The sequence below is a fragment of the Streptomyces odontomachi genome (genome assembly GCF_024435355.1).
Taxonomy (GTDB): domain Bacteria; phylum Actinomycetota; class Actinomycetes; order Streptomycetales; family Streptomycetaceae; genus Streptomyces; species Streptomyces odontomachi.
In genome coordinates this window covers 269,423-287,184 of record NZ_JAMJWG010000009.1, presented here as the reverse complement: position 1 = coordinate 287,184, position 17,762 = coordinate 269,423, and the positions used below count along the sequence as shown (strand labels likewise).

The 17,762-nt window shown below is 69.5% G+C and carries 30 protein-coding genes; all 30 read left to right on the top strand.

Annotated features, from left to right (window positions below; translation table 11 throughout):
- Window positions 1-11: 11 nt before the first annotated feature.
- The 30 genes from NQO67_RS20745 to NQO67_RS20600 all read left to right on the top strand — a co-directional run bounded on the left by NQO67_RS20745 (window position 12) and on the right by NQO67_RS20600 (window position 17,737).
- Window positions 12-590, top strand: coding sequence for a hypothetical protein (locus NQO67_RS20745; protein WP_255951573.1), 579 nt, complete (start codon window positions 12-14; stop codon window positions 588-590).
- Window positions 591-626: 36 nt separating this feature from the next.
- Window positions 627-2,891 (top strand): hypothetical protein, encoded by a 2,265-nt coding sequence (locus tag NQO67_RS20740; protein WP_255951572.1) that lies wholly within the window; start codon window positions 627-629, stop codon window positions 2,889-2,891.
- 202 nt (window positions 2,892-3,093) lie between these two features.
- On the top strand, window positions 3,094-3,333 hold the full coding sequence (locus NQO67_RS20735) for a hypothetical protein (protein WP_255951571.1): 240 nt from the start codon (window positions 3,094-3,096) through the stop codon (window positions 3,331-3,333).
- A gap of 19 nt (window positions 3,334-3,352) precedes the next feature.
- Window positions 3,353-3,769 carry a hypothetical protein gene (locus NQO67_RS20730; RefSeq protein ID WP_255951570.1) on the top strand — a complete coding sequence of 139 codons (417 nt, stop codon included), beginning with the start codon at window positions 3,353-3,355 and terminating at the stop codon, window positions 3,767-3,769.
- Window positions 3,769-3,996, top strand: coding sequence for a hypothetical protein (locus NQO67_RS20725; protein WP_255951569.1), 228 nt, complete (start codon window positions 3,769-3,771; stop codon window positions 3,994-3,996). The genes NQO67_RS20730 and NQO67_RS20725 overlap by 1 nt, the downstream gene beginning before the upstream one ends.
- Before the next feature lie 17 nt (window positions 3,997-4,013).
- Window positions 4,014-4,205: a hypothetical protein gene (locus NQO67_RS20720; RefSeq protein ID WP_255951568.1), complete on the top strand. Its 192-nt coding sequence runs from the start codon at window positions 4,014-4,016 to the stop codon at window positions 4,203-4,205.
- An 86-nt stretch (window positions 4,206-4,291) separates the two neighbouring features.
- Window positions 4,292-4,780: a hypothetical protein gene (locus tag NQO67_RS20715; protein WP_255951567.1), complete on the top strand. Its 489-nt coding sequence runs from the start codon at window positions 4,292-4,294 to the stop codon at window positions 4,778-4,780.
- Window positions 4,777-5,244: a hypothetical protein gene (locus tag NQO67_RS20710; RefSeq protein ID WP_255951566.1), complete on the top strand. Its 468-nt coding sequence runs from the start codon at window positions 4,777-4,779 to the stop codon at window positions 5,242-5,244. Before NQO67_RS20715 ends, NQO67_RS20710 begins: the two co-directional genes overlap by 4 nt.
- Window positions 5,241-5,609: a ParB N-terminal domain-containing protein gene (locus NQO67_RS20705; protein ID WP_255951565.1), complete on the top strand. Its 369-nt coding sequence runs from the start codon at window positions 5,241-5,243 to the stop codon at window positions 5,607-5,609. Before NQO67_RS20710 ends, NQO67_RS20705 begins: the two co-directional genes overlap by 4 nt.
- A gap of 10 nt (window positions 5,610-5,619) precedes the next feature.
- Entirely contained in the window at window positions 5,620-5,862 is a 243-nt protein-coding gene (locus tag NQO67_RS20700) for a hypothetical protein (protein WP_255951564.1), read from the top strand.
- On the top strand, window positions 5,862-6,170 hold the full coding sequence (locus NQO67_RS20695; RefSeq protein WP_255951563.1) for a DUF7739 domain-containing protein: 309 nt from the start codon (window positions 5,862-5,864) through the stop codon (window positions 6,168-6,170). Before NQO67_RS20700 ends, NQO67_RS20695 begins: the two co-directional genes overlap by 1 nt.
- A 2-nt stretch (window positions 6,171-6,172) precedes the next feature.
- Entirely contained in the window at window positions 6,173-6,385 is a 213-nt protein-coding gene (locus tag NQO67_RS20690) for a hypothetical protein (protein ID WP_255951562.1), read from the top strand.
- 2 nt (window positions 6,386-6,387) lie between these two features.
- Window positions 6,388-6,585, top strand: coding sequence for a hypothetical protein (locus tag NQO67_RS20685; protein WP_255951559.1), 198 nt, complete (start codon window positions 6,388-6,390; stop codon window positions 6,583-6,585).
- 154 nt (window positions 6,586-6,739) lie between these two features.
- Window positions 6,740-6,967 (top strand): DNA-binding protein, encoded by a 228-nt coding sequence (locus NQO67_RS20680; RefSeq protein ID WP_255951558.1) that lies wholly within the window; start codon window positions 6,740-6,742, stop codon window positions 6,965-6,967.
- A gap of 26 nt (window positions 6,968-6,993) precedes the next feature.
- Complete coding sequence (locus tag NQO67_RS20675; protein WP_255951557.1) at window positions 6,994-7,299, top strand: hypothetical protein; 306 nt, start codon at window positions 6,994-6,996, stop codon at window positions 7,297-7,299.
- Between the two features lie 66 nt (window positions 7,300-7,365).
- Entirely contained in the window at window positions 7,366-7,590 is a 225-nt protein-coding gene (locus NQO67_RS20670) for an HNH endonuclease (RefSeq protein WP_255951660.1), read from the top strand.
- A 33-nt stretch (window positions 7,591-7,623) separates the two neighbouring features.
- Entirely contained in the window at window positions 7,624-7,899 is a 276-nt protein-coding gene (locus tag NQO67_RS20665; protein WP_255951556.1) for a DUF4873 domain-containing protein, read from the top strand.
- Window positions 7,900-7,931: 32 nt separating this feature from the next.
- On the top strand, window positions 7,932-8,375 hold the full coding sequence (locus NQO67_RS20660; RefSeq protein WP_255951555.1) for an ATP-binding protein: 444 nt from the start codon (window positions 7,932-7,934) through the stop codon (window positions 8,373-8,375).
- Window positions 8,376-8,621: 246 nt separating this feature from the next.
- Window positions 8,622-8,909 (top strand): hypothetical protein, encoded by a 288-nt coding sequence (locus tag NQO67_RS20655; protein ID WP_255951554.1) that lies wholly within the window; start codon window positions 8,622-8,624, stop codon window positions 8,907-8,909.
- Entirely contained in the window at window positions 8,845-10,431 is a 1,587-nt protein-coding gene (locus NQO67_RS20650; protein WP_255951553.1) for a terminase large subunit domain-containing protein, read from the top strand. The genes NQO67_RS20655 and NQO67_RS20650 overlap by 65 nt, the downstream gene beginning before the upstream one ends.
- Complete coding sequence (locus NQO67_RS20645) at window positions 10,428-10,601, top strand: hypothetical protein (protein ID WP_255951552.1); 174 nt, start codon at window positions 10,428-10,430, stop codon at window positions 10,599-10,601. Before NQO67_RS20650 ends, NQO67_RS20645 begins: the two co-directional genes overlap by 4 nt.
- A complete protein-coding gene (locus NQO67_RS20640; protein ID WP_255951551.1) occupies window positions 10,598-11,989 on the top strand; it encodes a phage portal protein in 1,392 nt (463 codons plus the stop codon). The genes NQO67_RS20645 and NQO67_RS20640 overlap by 4 nt, the downstream gene beginning before the upstream one ends.
- Window positions 11,989-12,984, top strand: coding sequence for an HK97 family phage prohead protease (locus NQO67_RS20635; protein WP_255951550.1), 996 nt, complete (start codon window positions 11,989-11,991; stop codon window positions 12,982-12,984). The genes NQO67_RS20640 and NQO67_RS20635 overlap by 1 nt, the downstream gene beginning before the upstream one ends.
- Entirely contained in the window at window positions 12,984-14,480 is a 1,497-nt protein-coding gene (locus tag NQO67_RS20630) for a phage major capsid protein (RefSeq protein WP_255951549.1), read from the top strand. Before NQO67_RS20635 ends, NQO67_RS20630 begins: the two co-directional genes overlap by 1 nt.
- Before the next feature lie 71 nt (window positions 14,481-14,551).
- Window positions 14,552-14,833, top strand: coding sequence for a hypothetical protein (locus NQO67_RS20625; protein ID WP_255951548.1), 282 nt, complete (start codon window positions 14,552-14,554; stop codon window positions 14,831-14,833).
- A 9-nt stretch (window positions 14,834-14,842) separates the two neighbouring features.
- Entirely contained in the window at window positions 14,843-15,658 is an 816-nt protein-coding gene (locus NQO67_RS20620; protein WP_255951547.1) for a head-tail connector protein, read from the top strand.
- An 11-nt stretch (window positions 15,659-15,669) separates the two neighbouring features.
- Entirely contained in the window at window positions 15,670-16,110 is a 441-nt protein-coding gene (locus NQO67_RS20615) for a hypothetical protein (protein WP_255951546.1), read from the top strand.
- A 174-nt stretch (window positions 16,111-16,284) separates the two neighbouring features.
- Entirely contained in the window at window positions 16,285-16,776 is a 492-nt protein-coding gene (locus tag NQO67_RS20610; RefSeq protein ID WP_255951545.1) for a phage tail tube protein, read from the top strand.
- A 3-nt stretch (window positions 16,777-16,779) separates the two neighbouring features.
- Window positions 16,780-17,286 (top strand): hypothetical protein, encoded by a 507-nt coding sequence (locus NQO67_RS20605; RefSeq protein ID WP_255951544.1) that lies wholly within the window; start codon window positions 16,780-16,782, stop codon window positions 17,284-17,286.
- A 7-nt stretch (window positions 17,287-17,293) separates the two neighbouring features.
- Window positions 17,294-17,737 carry a hypothetical protein gene (locus tag NQO67_RS20600; RefSeq protein ID WP_255951543.1) on the top strand — a complete coding sequence of 148 codons (444 nt, stop codon included), beginning with the start codon at window positions 17,294-17,296 and terminating at the stop codon, window positions 17,735-17,737.
- The last annotated feature ends 25 nt before the right edge of the window (window positions 17,738-17,762 follow it).

Genomic DNA, 17,762 nt, shown 5'->3' with positions numbered 1-17,762 from the left:
GGAGGACCCTCATGAACACGTCCAGCACTCGCCGTATCATCCAGCGGATCGCCCTCTCCGGCAGTGCCGCCATCGCTCTCCTCGGTGGCGCCGCCACGCTCGGCACCATCTCCGCGGAGCCCGCGCAAGCCGCCGAGGTCCAGGCCGCCGTCGACCGTGCGGCCGGCGCGACCGTCACCCTGCCCGACGGACGCACGATGCACATCCGCGGCATGGAGAACGCCAGCTATCGGGCCGACGCCAGCCAGCGCACCACCGTTGAGAATCTCGCCGCCGGCGGCAACGACAACCTGAACCTCGGTCCGGGCGCCGTCCCCGACTACAGCGGCGCCGGCCAGCAGATGGGCACCAACCCGCAGCAGTACCAGAACCAGGCCGGCGCTGGCGCGATCAGCATCACCGTCGCCATCGGCATCGGGCTGGCCGTCATCGCCGTCGCGTGGATCAGGAAGGGCACCGTGCGCGCCCTCAACGCGGTCGTCCTCATCGCACTCGGCGTCTACCTGGCTCCCACCGTCTTCGGCCCCATGATCACCAATCTGGGGGGCTCTCTCGGCAGCAGCCTCGGCAACATCTGGACCGGCCTCTAAGCCTCCACCCCAATTACGGAAGGAAGGACCCGGCCAGTGGCCACCGACCTGCACAAGCCTGACGCCTGCGACAACACCGAAGACGCGGCCGACAAGGGCACGACGAAGAGCACGGACGCCGGCAGTGAGCGGCTCGGCAAGGCGCGGGCCGCCTTCGCCCAGCAGCGCGAGAATGCCGGCGCCCGGGCCCGTGAATGGTTCGACACCAAAGACCTCCACGAGGGCGACATCCTTGACGAGGTCACCAAGACCCGGGCCCGGCAGCAGGCCACGCGCGAGACCGAGCTGGAGCGCGAGATCGCACGCCTCCACGCCCGCTTCTCCACCGCCAAGGCTCAGGCGAAGCACGCCGCCGAAGGCGAAGGTCCGGTCGACACCGGCCACCTCGCAGGTCTGGCCGGGCAGATCGCGGCGAAGGAAACGGAGCTCGGGCACCTGCGCGCACAGGCCGAGCGGCCCATCACTAACCGGGACCTGGTCAAGGCCCGAAACATGAAACGCGCCACCCGAGCCGGCATCGCCGCCGCTGGAAGCCTCGGAACGTTCGTCGCCGGCAGCCACGCCCTGACGATGGCCCTTCACGGCAACGTCACCATCCTCGGAGGCCTTGGGGTGGCCGCCGGCTACGGCTGGTATCTGATCTCCCGCCCTTTCGCGCCCGGCCAGCCTGTCCCCACACCTGCTCCCGCGCTGCCGGGGCAGCCCCTGGCCGCTCCGGTGAACATGGCGAAGACGACCGCGACGAGCGAGACCTCCGCTCCGGAGCCGCAGGTGCCGGTGCAGAGGGCGTTCGACGCGCCGCCCCCGCCAGCGCTCACAGCTGAGGAACTCGACCAGGCGCTGCGAAACATCGGCGAGGTCAAGCCGCACGAGCAGATCCAGATCCTCGCCGTCCCCCAGCGGGACGGGGACGGCAACACCACCGTCGTGTTCGACCTGCCTCCCCGCACTACCGTCGCCGAGCTGAAGAAGAAACTGCCCAAGCTCGCCGGCGCGCTCGGCCGCGACGTGTCCATGGTCGACATTGAGAAGGCAGGAACCGAGGTCCGCACGTCTCTGTGGCTCACCGACCGCGACCCGTTCGAGGACACCCGACCGTCCCCGCTCATCAAGACGCCCGCCCAGCTCGACGCTTGGAAGGATGGCGTCCCGGTTGCGTGGAACAAGCGCGGCGTCGCCATTCGCTTGGCCATCAACAACCAGTCCTACGTGATCGCTGGCATGACCCGCTCCGGGAAGGGGGTCGGAGCTTCCAATCTGGTGGTCGGCGCCGCGTTCGACCCGCGGATCAACCTTCGCATCGTGGCCGGCAAGAACAACGGCGAGTGGGACCCCTACGCCAAGGCGGGCGTGGCCAGCACGTACTTCAAGCCCAGTCCCGAGCGGCTCCTTGCCTTGCTGAAGTCGCTTCTGGCCGACAAGGACCGCCGGGAGCGCGATCTTGGGAAGCTCGGCAAGAGCAAGCTCGTGCCGGTCGCGATCGAGCAGATCGGCGGGGTGGAGGTGCTCGTCATCGACGAGTTGGCGACCTACACCCGCCCCGGGAAACCGCTGCGGGACGACATCCTCGAAGCGCTGATCGAGCTGTCCGCGGTCGCGGCTGGCGCGGGAATCCTGCTGGTGCTGATCACGCAGTACCCGGAGGTCGACGTCATCCCGCAGGCGCTCGCGATGAACTGCGGAGCCCGGTGGGCCATGCGTGTCGAGAACGCCACCCAGTCCAACGCCATCCTCGGTGCCGGGCAGTCCGGCGCCGGCCGGGACGCATCCAAGTTCGACCCGCCGCGGCCCGGCTTCGGCTGGTTGGTCAACCCGTTCGCTGGCGTCACTGACTTGGCCCGCTCCTTCGACCTCGACGAGGACGAGCGGGGTGAGATCACCATGCTGCTGGAGAAGGCCGCCAAGATCCGCGAGCGGGCGGGACGTCTCGCCTGGCAGTGGGAGGACCCGATCGAGAAGCACCTCCTCAACGCCACCGGCCTGTCGTCGGCCGCCGGCGGCCCGAAGCGGGACGGGGTGCCGGGACGGAACGTACTGCACCACACGAAGGAGCAGCAGTTTCAGATCGGCTGCTGTCGGCAGGCGTTGGTCGCCATGGATCGGCTTGGCCGCGATGTGGCGCAGCTCGATGAGATGGCGCGGATCATCGGCGCAATCACTGGCGAGGAGCTGGGCGAGCAGCTGCGTGCGGCAGGCGCCGGTGGCACTGTCAAGGTCACGATCCCGGGTCAGACGAACCGCGTGAACGGCTACCGCCGCACGGACATTGCCGACGCGCTCAGCCTCCTCGAAGGCAACTAACCATCTGCGTTTTGCACCCTTTGCCCCGGACAGCCACCCGGACAGAGTCCCTTTTACCCCGGACTGTCGCCCGGACGACACCCGGACGCGACCCGGGTCGCGTCCACCCCTCCCGTCCACCTGTCCGGGGTGCAGTCCGGGGCAAACCGCTACATGTCCATCCGAACAAACCGTCACAAAACAGGTTCAGAGGAGATCCCTCATGGCGAAGATCACCGCCCGCTACACGACCCCCGGAGGCGGCACTGTCACCCTCCACACGGGCGGCTTGCTGTCCGCACTGGCCGGACGTGGCGCCTGGTACGAGTGCACCGGCTGCCAGGCCCGGAACAACATCACCCGCTGGTCCAACAGGGCCCAGGCCGACCTCGTCGACTACGACGCCACCGAGCGCGCTGCCTCTGATCACGCGAACGTCTGCCGCCGCCACCCCACCACCTGACACCGAAAGGACGATCACCATGAGCCAGACCTGGCAGCCGAAGGACAGCAGGAAGTTCCAGAAGTGGGTTAAGCAGCAGACCCGCGGAGGCCGTCCGCTCACCGTGTACACGATCGAGCACCCCGACCGGCGCCTGGCCCCCTACGAGGACGCCCGGCTCTACACCAGCCATACCTTCGACTGGTCCAGCCCGATCACCGGCAACCCGATGACCGGGCACATGTCGGCCGAGTCCCTCTGCGCCGGCTTCGGGCCCGTCTACGAGGAAGCACCGGCGGGCGTCCGTCACATGGCTACCCCTGGCCCCCAGGTCGCCGGACCCGTCGATTCGCACGAGATCCACGACCTCGACGAGGCGGGGATCCGCGGCCTGGAGAAGTGGTCCAGGGACGCCGGCCGCGACCGGCGACGCCGCGGCTTCAGCCGCTTCCACTGATGGCTGCCGCCTTCAGTGGGACTGAGGACCCGCTGTACGACACCGAGCTGACCGTGCGCCACCTCGACGCCGACGCCGAGGAGACGTTCCGTCGCCGCCGCCTCTGGCCGCAGGGCCTCACGAAGTGGGACCTGCTCCAGGACGAATACGAGATCCGAACCATCAAGGGCCAGATCGTCCAGGGCGATCCCGTCACCGCCTGGACGCTCACACCCGTCACCCACTGATCAAGAAAGAGAAGGTCATGGAGACCAAGCACCAGTCCGTCCGCGACTACATCGCCGCCCGCGAGCGCGGCGACGACGAGATGTGCGAGCGCATCCAGCGCGAGGTCATCGCCCGCTACGAGACCCGCACCGCCGACAACAGCGAGCTCGTCGACCTCGGCCGGGCGATGGGGCAGTGGGACATGCCGGACGTCCTCGGCATCGCCTGACCAACCGGGGCGCCCCCTCCGCCTGGCAGCTCCAGGGGCGCCCCGGCCCTCCCTGCACGCCCGAAGACGCACGAGAGGACCCCTACGTGACCACGACCACCCTGCCTGCCGCAAGACGACGGCGGGCCACCCCAGCGCCGGACCTGGCCGCCCGACTCGCGGCCCGGGACGCCGACATGACCGTCCGGCTCCAGACCGCCGGACTCCAGCACGACGTCAACAGCCGCCACGCGGAGACGATCGTCGACTACGCCAACGTCGTCCGCCTCACCCCGACCGACCAGTCGACCACCCCCGTCGCGACCCTTCTCCAGCGGGCCCAACGCCGGATCATGCAGCCGGGCGGCTGGAGCCGCGACACCGTCACCGACGGCCGCGGCGGCATGTGCCCCATCGCCGCCATCCAGGCCGAGGCCCGCAGCCACCGCGAGGAAGGCGAAGCACGGCGCCTTCTTCGTCAGGCCCTCGGCGGCAGCCACAGCATCCCCGAGGCGAACCGGCGCCTCCGCGGACCCCAGCACGCCGCGCTCGTCCTCGGCCAGGCCGCCCAGCTCGCCGCCCGGGAGGGGCTGTGACCGACGTCCCCGCTCTCCGGGTCGAGTACCGCGGCGACGGCTGGCATGCCGTGCGGCCCGACGGGGCATCCAAACGGCTCGGCGGACTCCTCTTCGACGGCCCGTTCGAGTTCACCGGGAACCTGGTCCCCAGCCGCTGGATAGCGACAAGGAGGTGCAGCGGGCGCATCCACCTGCGCATCCTCCGCCACGGGGCTACGTGGCGGCCGGACCTGCCCTGCTGCGACTGCCGGACCGCGACCGCCCGGACCGAGTACTACATGGTCAACGACACCGTTTGGGCCGCCGCAGGCATGCCCGTCGGCGCCGGAATCCTCTGCATCGGCTGCCTGGAGCAGCGCCTCGGCCGCCAGCTCATCGCCACGGACTTCACCAACTGCCCCGCAAACGACCTGGCCGACCCGCGCAGGCCCCGCAGCAACCGCTTCATCGACCGGCTCAGCCGCACCGCGGTGGCGGCATGAGCAAATACCGCGGCGAGATGCCGGTGACGCTCCTCAACGACCAGCAGATCCGGCCCACCGAATACCGGCGTTGGCGCGACGCCCACCACCGATTCGCCGGACGGCAGCAGGACCGCGAGACCGTCGAGCAGTACAAGGCTGAGATCCAGGACGGCGGGCTCACGATCCCGATCACCCTCGGCATCGACGACCGTCACCACGACGTGTACGTCGGCGACGGGCACCACCGGGCGGTCGCCCTCATGCAGCTCGGCGCCGAGACGTTCCCTTTCCACTGGTACTGGATCCGCTCCTTCGGGGTGCGCATCGAGCACGAGCCCTTCCCCTACCACCTCCTCGGGCTGCCCCAGCCCACAACCCGCTGAAAGGAACACCATGTCCGACTACGCCAACCCCAAGACCCCGCTCACCGCCAGCGGGTACGCGTGGAGCGCCACCGCCGTCCGCCCGACAGGACACGGATCTAACCTCTCCCAGCAGATCGACGGCAGCTACACCCCGCCGCCCGGAGCCACCGTAGGCGTCCTGCTCACCGCGATCCGCGGTGTGTTCGCGAAGGAGTGGGGCATGCCCGCTACGTCCGTCACCATCGCCAAGTACTCGCTGCGGGAGAAGTGATGGGCTGGACCATCTCTCATCTCCCGGTCGGACAGGAACAGCGCTCCGGTAGCACCATCACCAACCTCGCGCAGCAGCTCGCCCACGTCCTTCCGGGGCGCGACTGGGCCGAGCTGGCGCCCGTTATCAACCGGCCCTTTGGTGATCCGTTCACCGTGCAGCCGGGTCAGGCCGGGCGCATCGCCGACCTCCTCGACCGCGCCGCCAGTCACCGGCTCATGCGCGGCGACTGGGCCAACCTCGCCCGCGCCCTCGCCGCCGCGGCCCGGAGCGCCAGCAGCGCCGGCCAGGCGTGGAGGTGGAGCTGACCATGGGAAAGGAACTCAGGCACGAGCCCTCGCGTCGGAGTCAGATCTGCGGCTACCAGATCCAAATTGGCGGCTGGGAGAACAGCGGCAACGTGTTCTGTGGCGAGCGCAAGGCCCCCGGCCTGTACTTCTGCCAGGAGCATCACGACTGGCTTGCCCTCGACGAGCCCGACGGCATCATCCGCATGGCCCCCGGCAACGTGAAGGGGCGGTAGCTGTGGCGAAGACGACCCGAACCGAGCCCGACCCGGCCGGGCAGATCTGCGGCGACCAGGTCGCCTACGGGATGCCCTGGAACGAGTACTGCGCCGAACCCAAAGCGCCTGGCAAGTACTTCTGCGCCGAACACGATCTGGAATCCCTGGAGGAATACGGCCGCCCAATCCGGCCACCCGGCGCCGCGAAAGGAGGGTGACCTACGCACCCGCTGCGAACCGAGCTGGGAGTAATCGCCTAAGTCGGACTTGACACGGACCACCGCCGAAGCGATGATCTGCTCAGATCAACGTACTGCGCTCTGAGGGCCACCCCGCCGGGTGGCCCTTCCGCATTCCACGGGGGAGGTGACCATGTCTCCTGCGCTCGCCACCGCGGCAGACGCCGCCTACTGGGCCGGTCGGCCCGTCGGCACCATCTGGCGGTGGGCCAGCGAAGGGCGCATCAGCCGGTACGGCCGCGGGAAGGGCGCCCGGTACGACGTGCGGCAGATACCCAAAGCGCGGCGCGACGAGGTGACGCGCGAACTCCTCGAAGCCGGGGCCGTGCCGCCGCTGCCCAACGGGGTGCGAGCCGCGTAGTCACAAGCTCATCACGCTGCTTACACATGACCTCCATGCGCGGGATGATGGCCGCCAACTGCGACGGAGGGGGAAACGTGGCCAGCTACAGCGACATACAGAAGGCTGTGCGAGTCGAGAAGCTCCGCATCTGGTTCGCCTGGATCTGCGGCAACGTCATCCTGCTGATCATCGCGCTCGCCACCCAGCACATCCACATCGTCAGCGTCATCACCCAGGTGCTGCTCGTCGCCGGGTTTCTCGCGCTCACCGTCGCGCTGTTCCGCATGACCGGTGCCCTCAACCGCAAGGCGCTCGCCGCCCGCCGCGAAGTCCTCGGCGACGACCTGTAGTCGGAGGTGGCGCCCGTGGCCGGCAACCCGCGCAACGGACGCCCGTACCGCAGGCTCTGCACTGCCATGCGCGCCTGCGGTGACCCGTGCTGGATCTGCGGCCACGACATCGACGCCACGCTCGATGCGCGGCATCCGTTGTCGTGGACTCTCGACCACGCCGTACCCATCAGCCGCGGCGGCAGCCTCCTTGACCCCGCCAACGCACGGTCGGCACACCGAGCGTGCAACAGCCGTAGGGGAAATCGCAGCACCACCGCGGTCCCGCAACGGACATCACGCAGATGGTGACCCGCCGCCCCGTATGTAGGCCAAGATGACGCTATGACGACATACGACGGGCCAGCCACGGCAATTGTCAGCGGGACCGAATACCCGGTCACAGCATCGCTCACCGTCACTACCGACGGCAGTCTCAAAGAATGGCACGGGACCATCACGGCACGAGACGAAGCAGCAGCCTGGGAGATCTACAACGACGACCACACCAAGCTGCGCATAGGCGATCACCGCGAGGGTGTGTTCCTCGCGGGCACTTTCAACGCCGATACCGCTGAGCTGCGCGTTCAAGGAAGTGGACCCGCACCCTTCGAGGCTTGACCACCTGACAGCCGCGAGGACGGTGACGCAACGTGCTCTACGTCGTCACCGGCCCGCCGGCCTCTGGGAAGTCATCGTGGATCGAGGCCCGGGCGAAGCCGCGGGACATCATCATCGACCTGGACCGGATCGCCCTCGCCCTCGCTGGGCCGGGCGCCCCGCAGTGGCACCACGGCGAGACCCTGCTCAAGGTCGCGCACCGCGCACGGTTCGCCGCCCTCGACGAAGCGCTCAAGCACCGTGACCAGGTCGACATCTACCTCATCCACACCCAGCCCAGCCCCAAGGCCCTGGCCAGGTACCAGCGGCACAAGGCACAGATCGTCACCGTCGACCCAGGACGAGAGATCGTCATGCAGCGCGTAGCGGACATGAGAGATCCCGGCATGGCGGCCGTGGCCACCCGGTGGTACCGGGCACGGGCCCGGCACGGGCAGGGCCACGCCTCGGCTGTCCAGTCGTCCCGTCGCTGGTGACCGAGCGACTCACGCGATCATCGATCCAACTTTGATCAACAATGCGAGCGAACACGCAGGTCACCGGCAGTCCCACCTCAGGAGGGGAGGGGGCACGAGGTCATCGAGAACGCCGACGAGTGGGCGACCCAAAAGCCCTTGTCGCCCGATTTTTTGCGCGGCCGATTTTGAAGAGCTATTCCAGCGAACTCGGTTCGACGACATTAGGGTCCGTCACTCTGCGTGGCATCACTCTGTGTAAGGGGCGTGGTGATCTTGGGCGCGGTCACCGGCGCGATCAACGCGGAGATCAATCAGCTTGGTGTCGAGTCCGTCTCGCCCGGCCTGGCCGAACTTGCTTCCAGTCTCGCCCGATCCGTTGACGAGGCCGACGCTCCGACCGCGCGCGCGGTCGCCGCTCGAGAACTGCGTGCCGTCATGGCTGACCTTCGCAAGCTCGCGCCTGTCCAGTCGAAGGGGGACGCGGTCGATGACATTGCTGAGCAGCGAGCGAAGCGCCGGGCCGCCGCCCGACAGCAGGCCGCTGGTGGCTGACGGTGACCATGTGTACGGCTGGCAGACGCCACCGATCCAGACCGCGCCGCCGTCGGTGTCCAGCGCCGGGCAGGAGGCCATCGACCTCGCCGCCAAAGCAGGGCTGACGCTGGACCCATGGCAGCAGCACGTGCTGCGTGTCGGCATGGGCGAGAAACCAGACGGCTCGTGGTCGTCGTTCGAGGTCGCCGTCAACGTGCCGAGACAGAACGGCAAGGGCGGCATCATCGAGGCTCGCGAGCTGTGGGGTCTGTTCATCGGCGGTGAGGAACTGATCCTCCACAGTGCGCACGAATTCAAGACGGCGAAAAACGCCTTCCGCCGGATCGAACGCCTCATCCGTGGATGCCCTGACCTGCATAAACGTGTCAAGCGGTACTGGCAGACCACAGGCGAGGAAAGCATCGAGCTGCACGACGGCCGCATGCTCCGATTCATCGCCCGCTCGAAGGGCTCCGGCCGTGGCTTCAGCGGACACTGCAACGTGATGGACGAGGACATGATCCTCGGCGACAACGAGATGGACGCGCTACTGCCCACGATGGCGGCCATCGATGACCCACAGATCTGGTACCTGGGGAGCGCCGGTATCGGCCCCCCGTCCGTGCAACTGGGGCGCTTGCGTCGACGGGCCCTTGCCGCGATCGAGGCGGGCACGCCTGACCTCTCACTGGCGTACTTCGAGTGGTCTGCCGCCCTGCACGTCAAGGAGTGCCCGATGGACTGCGACAGACACGACGATCCGGCTTCCGACGAGGCAGTGCTGAAGGCGAACCCAGCGGTCGGCTTCCGGCTGACCCTGGCGAAGGTCGCCAACGAGCGGGCCACGCTGAGCAAGGAGGGATACGCGCGGGAGCGGCTCGGCGTGGGTGAATACCCCTCCGACGAGGCTGACACGTGGCAGGTCATCGGCAGAGAAGCCTGGGAGGTGCTGGCGGACGGCGGTAGCCAGCCTGCGGACCCGGTGGCGTTCGCCATCGATGTCACGCCAGAGCGGAGTCACGCGAGCATCTGCGTGGCCGGGCAGTGCGGCGACGCGGTCCACGTGGAGGTCGTGGACAACCGGCCGGGCACGGACTGGGTGGTCAAGCGCGCCAGGGACCTGACGGAGAAGTGGGGTCCGCGCTGCTGGGTGGTCGACCCGGGGAGCCCGGCCGGTTCGCTGATCCGGGACCTGACGAAGGGCTTGCAGGTCGACCCGGAGGAAGAGGCCGACGAGGACGAGGAGCCGCGTCTCCTGGCGCCGATCGCGCAGATGAAGACGCGGGACGTCGTGCAGGCCGTCGGCCAGTTCTATGACGCGGTCGCAGCCGGGCAGGTCGTGCACTTGAACCAGGCGCCGCTCGCCACCGCGCTGGCTGGCGCGCGGAAGCGAGAGCTGGGGGACGCGTGGGCATGGGCTCGGCGCGGCGTCGGGGTGGACATCACGCCGCTGGTCGCGGCGACGAACGCCTGCTGGGGCCTCTCGGCGGAGGTCGAGGAGCCGGAGGAAGAAGTGGAACCGTGGGCCGAATTCGGATGACGCGTGCTGCTCGGGCGCGGGCGGGTGTCCTGACCGGCGGGGCGATGGCCGCGGTGGGCGCCGGCCTTGGCCTTGGCCTTGCGGTAGGGCTGGCCGTGGGCGGGGTGCTGCTGGTGGCGTACTGCCTGCTTCTGATGGACGTGAAGCTCGCTGACGGGGGTGGCCCGTGACGAGCCTGTGGCGGGCCATGCGCGGCCGTGCGCCGGCGGTGCGGGACATCAGCACTCTGGATGACTACGCGGCAGCGCTGCAGCAGTCGCTTGGGTACGGCGGTTTCTCCGCGCTGGGGATCACGCAGACGCAGCCGGGCCAGGCCTCGGAGAAGGCGCCTGGGAACTTGCCGGGGTACGCGCAGTTGTTCGCGATGAACCCGGTGATCTGGGCGTGCATGGTGGCCCGGCAGATGGTGTTTTCGGCGCCTCGGTTCATCTGGCAGCGCCTGAACAGCGGCACCCCGTCGGAGATGTTCGGGACGGCTGATCTGCGGCTTCTTGAGGTGCCATGGACGGGCGGGACGACGCAGGATCTGCTGTCGCGGGTGATCCAGGACGCCGACCTCGCAGGCAACAGCTACTGGACGCGGGACGGCGACGAGTTGGTGCGGTTGCGGCCGGACTGGGTGTCCATCGTGACGGAGCGCCGTTCGTTCCGAGGCGGGCACCTGGGGTGGCGGCGGCTGGGCTACGTCTACCAGGAGCCTGGCGAGGAGCCGGTGCCGCTGCTGGCGGATGAGGTGGCGCACTTCGCACCGGTGCCGGATCCGCTGGCGACGTACCGGGGCATGTCGTGGCTAACGCCGGTGGTCCGTGAGGCCCAGAACGACAACCTCATGGCGAGCCACAAGCGCCGGTTCTTCGAGAACGCGGCCACGCCGAACATGGTGGTCCGTCTCGCCCGCGAGGTGAGCCCGGAGGCGTTCGCCAAGTTCAAGGCCAAGATGGAGTCGGCGCACATGGGCGTGGAGAACGCCTACAAGACGCTGTACCTCGGCGGCGGCGCGGACGTCACGGTGACCGGGACCAACTTCCAGCAGATGGACTTCAGCGCAGTGCAGGGCGCCGGGGAAACGCGGATCGCCGCGGCGGCCGGCGTGCCGCCGGTCATCGTTGGTCTCAGCGAGGGGCTGAAGGCCGCGACGTACAGCAACTACGGGCAAGCCAGAAGGCGCTTCGCGGACGGCACCGTCCACCCGCTGTGGCAGAACGCCGCCGGCAGCTTCGGGCACCTGATCCGGCCGCCGGGCGGCGGCGTGTCAGGGGCGGTGCGGCTCTGGTACGACGCCCGGGATGTCCCGTTCCTTCGGGAAGACGCCAAGGATGCGGCGGAGATTCAGGGTGTGCAGTCCCGCACGATCCGCACGCTGGTGGATGCCGGGTACACGCCGGAGTCGGTGATGGCCGCGGTGACGGCCAGCGACTGGACGCTCCTTGTCCATACGGGTCTCTTCAGCGTTCAGCTTCAGGCGCCGGGCACCTCGGCGCCTCCGTCAGACGCCCGCGTGCGTGCGCTCGCCGCAGCGCTGGAGTCCGCGATCCGACCCATCGAGGGAGGGGCCTGATGCCCACCATGACCGCCGTGGCGCGGGACCTGGAGAGGTCCGCGCCGTTCCAGCTCCGGGCCGCCGAGGACGGTGGCGAGGGCGACGGCCGCACGCTGTCCGGTTACGCCGCCGTGTTCGGTCAGCCCACCGAGATCGATTCGTGGGAGGGGACGTTCACGGAGACGATCCGTAAGGGCGCGTTCCGAAAGACGATCCGTGAGAGTCAGCCGGTCATGCAGTTCGACCATGGCCGGCACCCGCTCATCGGCTCCATCCCCATTGGCTCGATCGTGGATCTCCGTGAGGACGACGAGGGCCTCTATATCGAGGGCCGGATCACGGACAACTGGCTGATGCAGCCGGTTCGGGACGCCATCGCCGAGAAGTCGATCACGGGTATGAGCTTCCGGTTCGAGGTCGTCCGCGAGCAGTGGACCGACGTCAACGGCAAGGTACTCAAGCCGGAGGAGATCGGCGAGCTGCTGTGGATGCCGGGCGACCGCGGGCCGCTCCAGCGCGAGTTGATCGAGCTGAAGTGCCGCGAGTTGGGGCCCGTGGTGTTCCCGGCATACGCGGGCACGAGCGTGTCCGTGCGGGCCCGTGAACAGGCCGCCGAGTTGGTCCGCGACGACGGGTTCACCCGCCGCATCCGGGCCTCCCTGGCCCGGTCCGCGGCGATGATGGCGCCGCAGGTGCCCGCTGATGAGGAGGAGCGCCGCGAGGTCGCCGCCGCGCTGCTCTACCCGACCGCGACCACCCCCGAGCCTGCCCCGGCCACTGCGCCGAGGCCGTCCGCGCCGCCCGCTACCGGGCACCCGGACACCGAACGCACGACCGGCGCGCCGCCCGAGCAGGGGCACCCGCCTACCCCGAGTACGACCGACGCGCCGCCCGCCGATGGGCACCCGTCGCCATCCCCGCGCACAGCCGCCCTCCGGGACCAGATCCGCGAGATCACCGGGCTCATGGGCGAGCGCCTGGCGCTCATCGACGAACAGAAGGAGAAGAGCTGATGCAGCTCTCCCACCAGCAGGCGGTGATCCGTCTCGAAGACATCAAGGCCGAACTGGAACGGCTCGGCGAGAAGCCGGAACTGGACGAAGCCGACGAGCAGCAGTTCGACGAGCTGACCCGCGAGTTCGCTGACGTTGACGCCCACCGGCGCCAGCTGGAGCGCACGGCCGCGCTGGCCCGGGTGCGCTCGGCCGTGAAGACCACCGAGCGCGGACCCGCAGCGACCCAGGTGCGTGGCGAGCGGGGCGTCTCCTACGGGTCGGACTCGTCCTACGACGCCGACCCGATTCTGAACCCGGACAGCGTGGAGGACCGCCGGTTCCGCAACCCGTGGGACCTCGGCGAGATGCGCACGTTCGACCGGTCGCCGGAGCAGGTCGGGAGCGAGCTGCGGTCCCGGGCGCTGTGCGCCGTTGAGAAAATGGCCGCTGCGACCGACGGCATCCGTAGCGCTGCGACGGACATCATCGAGCGCTGGGACGACAAGAAGGGCAGCATCAGCCGCCTGTGCCTGGCCACCTCCAGCCCCGAGTACCTGCGCGCGTGGTCGAAGCTGGCGGCCGGCAAGGGGCACATGGTCAGCCCGGAGGAACAGCGGGCCCTGGAGCGGGCCATGAGTCTCACGGACTCGGCCGGCGGCTACCTGGTGCCGTTCCAGCTCGACCCGACGGTCATCATCAGCTCGGACGGGTCCCGGAACCAGATCCGGCAGGTCGCCCGGTCGGTCGTGGCCACAGGTGATGTGTGGCACGGGGTGTCCGCTGGTGCGGTGTCGTGGCGGTGGGCCGCGGAGGGCACCGAGGCTGGGGACAACTCGCCGACGTTCGACCAGCCGACCGTGCCGGTCTACAAGGCCGACGGGTTCGTTCCGATCTCCATAGAAGCGATGGACGACGCCGAGAACGTCACCATGGAGGTCGGCCGGCTCCTCGCGTTCGGCAAGGACAGCCTGGAGGCGGAGGCGTTCATCAGCGGGACCGGCAGCGGTCAGCCCACGGGCATCGTCACCGCGCTCGCCGGCACCTCTTCCGAGATGTCGCCGGGCGCCGCGGAGACCTTCGCCGCCGGGGACGTGTACGCCATGGACGGCGACCTGCCGGCGCGGCACCGAGCGAACGCGTCGTGGCTGGCGAACCGGAGCATCTACAACCTGATCCGCCAGTTCGACACCAACGGTGGTGCGGATCTGTGGGAGCGGATCGGTGCGGACGTGCCGCCGAACCTCATCGGCCGGCCGGCGCTGGAGGCCGAGGCGATGGCGTCCGGGTTCAATGCCTCTGCGGATGGCGATGCCCGGGTGCTGGTGTACGGCGACTTCCAGAACTACGTGATCGCCGACCGGATCGGGATGACCGTCGAGTTCATCCCTCACCTCGTCGGTACCAACCGCAGGCCCACCGGTCAGCGTGGCTGGTACGCCTGGTACCGCGTCGGCGCCGACTCGGTGCTGGACGGCGCGTTCCGGATGCTCAACATCCACACGTCCGCCGTCTGATCACAGGCGCTGTACGAGGGCTCCGAGCCGTGATGCCGGGGCCCTCGGCATGCCCGGAGAGGAGAGATCTCATGGCACTGCGGTGCATCAAGGCGTTCAGCGCCTACGAAGGCGGGCGGCCGCGGGTGGTGCGCGACGGCCAACTGGTTGAGGAATCAGACCCGATCGTGGCAGGCCGGGAGGCCCACTTCGAGACGGTCGACGCGCACCTCGCACGCCGGCCGCGCGCCGTGGAGCAGGCGACGGCGGACCCGGGCGAGCCGCGGACCGTCACCTCGCCGGCCGAGCCCGACGAACCGGCCAGCGCTTCGGCGAAGGCGGCCGCGCGGCGCCCCCGCCGCAACAGCAAGTAGGGGTGAGCGGTGCCGTTCGATCTCGGCGCAACAGCGCGGCTTACGGCGACGTGCAAGGACCCCGACGGCGTCCTGACGACCGCGGACGCGGTCACCGTGACGGTGACGTTGCCGGACGGCACGACCGCCACCCCGGCCGCCAGCGAGACCAGTACGGGCCAGTACCAGGCCGACTACGTCACCACGGTGGCTGGCCGGCACACAGTCCGCTGGGTGTTCACGGGCCCGGCCGCCGCGTACACGGACGCCCTCGACGTCCGGGACGCCGCGGCGGCCGGCATCCTTTCGCTGGCCGACGCCAAGGCCCACTTGAACATCACGGCGAGCCGAGACAACGACGAGATCAAGTTCTGGCTCGGCGCGTCCACGCGGGCGGTGGAGTACTTCGTCGGCCCGGTCACCGTCCGGCCGGTCACCGAGGTACACCCAGTCCGGGAGGCTCGCGCGCTGGTGCTGCTCCAAGTCCCGGCCATCGAGCTGACGGCCGTGAACGCGGTGCAGGTCGGCGGCACCGGGTATGACATCCAGGCGCTGACGCTGGACGGATCCACAGGCCTGGTGGCCCGGGCTGATGGCGGCCCGCTCCGCGGACCGCTGCGCATCGCTTACACCGCGGGCCGGACCACGGTCCCGGAGAACATCACCGCGGCGGCACGGGTCATCCTTCAGCACTTGTGGCGAACGCAGCTCGCCGGCCGTGGCGGGCTCGCCGGTGGCGGCGACGACTTCAGCGTGACCGAGCCGATCCCGGGCTTGGGCTATGCGATCCCGAACCGTGCGGTGCAGCTGCTGGAGCCGGATCGACTTCCCCCGGGGGTGGCGTGATGGGGTCCCGTGTGCCCGAGGTGATCGATGCCCTGGTGGCGCTCGGCCAGCAGGACGTCGAGCTTGTGGACGTGGTCGTGACGGACGGCCCGGAGATCGGTGAGACGGGCGCTCAGGACTGGCTGCTCGTCGGCTTCGACGGCGACCCGGCCGGTGACTTCCTGGCGGCGCAGAGCGCCGGCGGCTGGTCTGACCTGAGCACCGGACGCGAGGAGCAGTTCCAGGTGACGATCGCCGCGATCGCCAGTCGTGGGGACGGCGACGTGCGCACTGCCCGGGTGCGGGCCTACGAGATCGGAGCGCGAGTCGAGAACTGGCTGCGTGCGGACCCGAGCATTGGCCTGCGGTCGCTGGAGGCCGCGATCGAGACGACCGCACTGGTGCAGGACCAGACGAACCAGGGCGTGCAGGCCCGGCTGCTGCTGACGGTGGCCGGCCGCGCATTCACGTGAGGGGGCTACTGCGGTGGTGCGGATGAGGCATGACGGGATTGAACAGGCGATCGAGGTTGAGGAGATTTCGGTGCCTGCCTACGAGCGAATGGGCTGGAAGGTCGCAGGCGACCAGCCAGCCGGTAGCGAGACGGCCGCGGCGAAGGGCCGTCGGCGGGTGAAGGGAGAGAACTGATGGCAACACCGATCCCGGCGTCGACGCGGTACTACCGCCGTGGCGTGACGAAGGTGCTGTGGGTGCCGACGATTGCGAACAAGCTGTCGCCGACCCGGACGGAGCTGGACGCTGGCACGGCGCTGGAGGGCGAGACCGGCGCCATGGCGGGCTGGCAGACGACCTCGGAGACGGTGGCCACACCCGCGCTCGGTTCGCGGTTCACGCCGGTGGTGGGCGGCGCCATCACCGCCGCGGACTCCAGCCTCACGTTCTGGGCGTCGAAGGACGCTGACGACGTGCGCACCGTGTTGGTGCGGGAGGCCGCGGGATTCGTGGTGTGGATGGATGAGGGTGACGTGGCAACCCAGACCATGGACGTCTACCCGGTGACGGTCACCTCCCAGGCCAAGGTCAGGGAGTTGGACTCCGCCGCGCAGATCATGGCGCAGTTCGCCATCACCAGCGAGCCGGCGGAGAACGTGACTATCCCGGCCGCGGCTGGGGGCTGAGCCGTGCCGCAGAGCGTGCAGATCCTGGGCACCGGCCAGCTGCTCACGCTCGCCGGGCGTCTCCGCGCCGCCGGCGGTGCGCGGCTGCGGGCGAACATGGCGCGCCGGGTGAGGAGGGCGGCTGAACCGCTCCAGCGCGATCTCCAGGAGGCGATCCGCAGCGTGGACCTGCCCGGCTCCGGCCGCCGGGTGCGAGGCGGCCCGTCGCCCACCGAGCGGCCGCTGCGGGCGACGCTCGCCGGAGGCATCCGCATCTCGGTGCGCACGACGAGCCCACCGGGTGCCCGGGTGTGGATGGACAAGAGCCGACTGCCAGCGGACCTGCGGAACATGCCCTGGGTGATCGAGAACGGCCGCGTCAGGCACCCGGTGTTCGGTAATCGGCGCCGCTGGGCGACGCAGTGGGCGCGGCCGGCGGGCTGGTGGTCGCGCACGGTGCAGGCCGGCATGCCGCGGATGAGAGCAGAGGTCGCACGCGTCCTCGACGATGTGCGCAGAGACCTGGAATGAGGAAGCAGTGATCGTTTCGTACCGCCGCGACGACGGCGAGGTGGAGCAGGTCTCCACCGAGGAGTTGTCGGCCATTGAGTCCGCGGACATCGAGCAGGCCCTGGGCGGGATGCTGTGGCGTGAGGTGGAGGACCGGCTGCGCGGCCAGGACCCCACCGCCATGCGCGCCGTGCTGTGGGCCGCCCGCCGCCGCGTCGACAAGAACCTCACGTTCGCCGACTTCGACCTGCCCGGGTGGCGGCGCCGGCTGACGTGCCGCATCGAGCGGGCAGAGATCGACGACATCCTGGACACTATCGTCGTCGAGGCACTCGGCAAGAGCGAGGACGCGGCCATCGAGTCGATGCTGCCGCACCTGCGCAAGCTCGCCAACGACCAGGCCGACGTCGACGCCGCCCTCGACGCCCTGGGAAAAGGCCACCTGGCCAAGCCGCGGGCCTCCGCGGCCTGATCCTCGAATACCGCTGGCTCCTGGC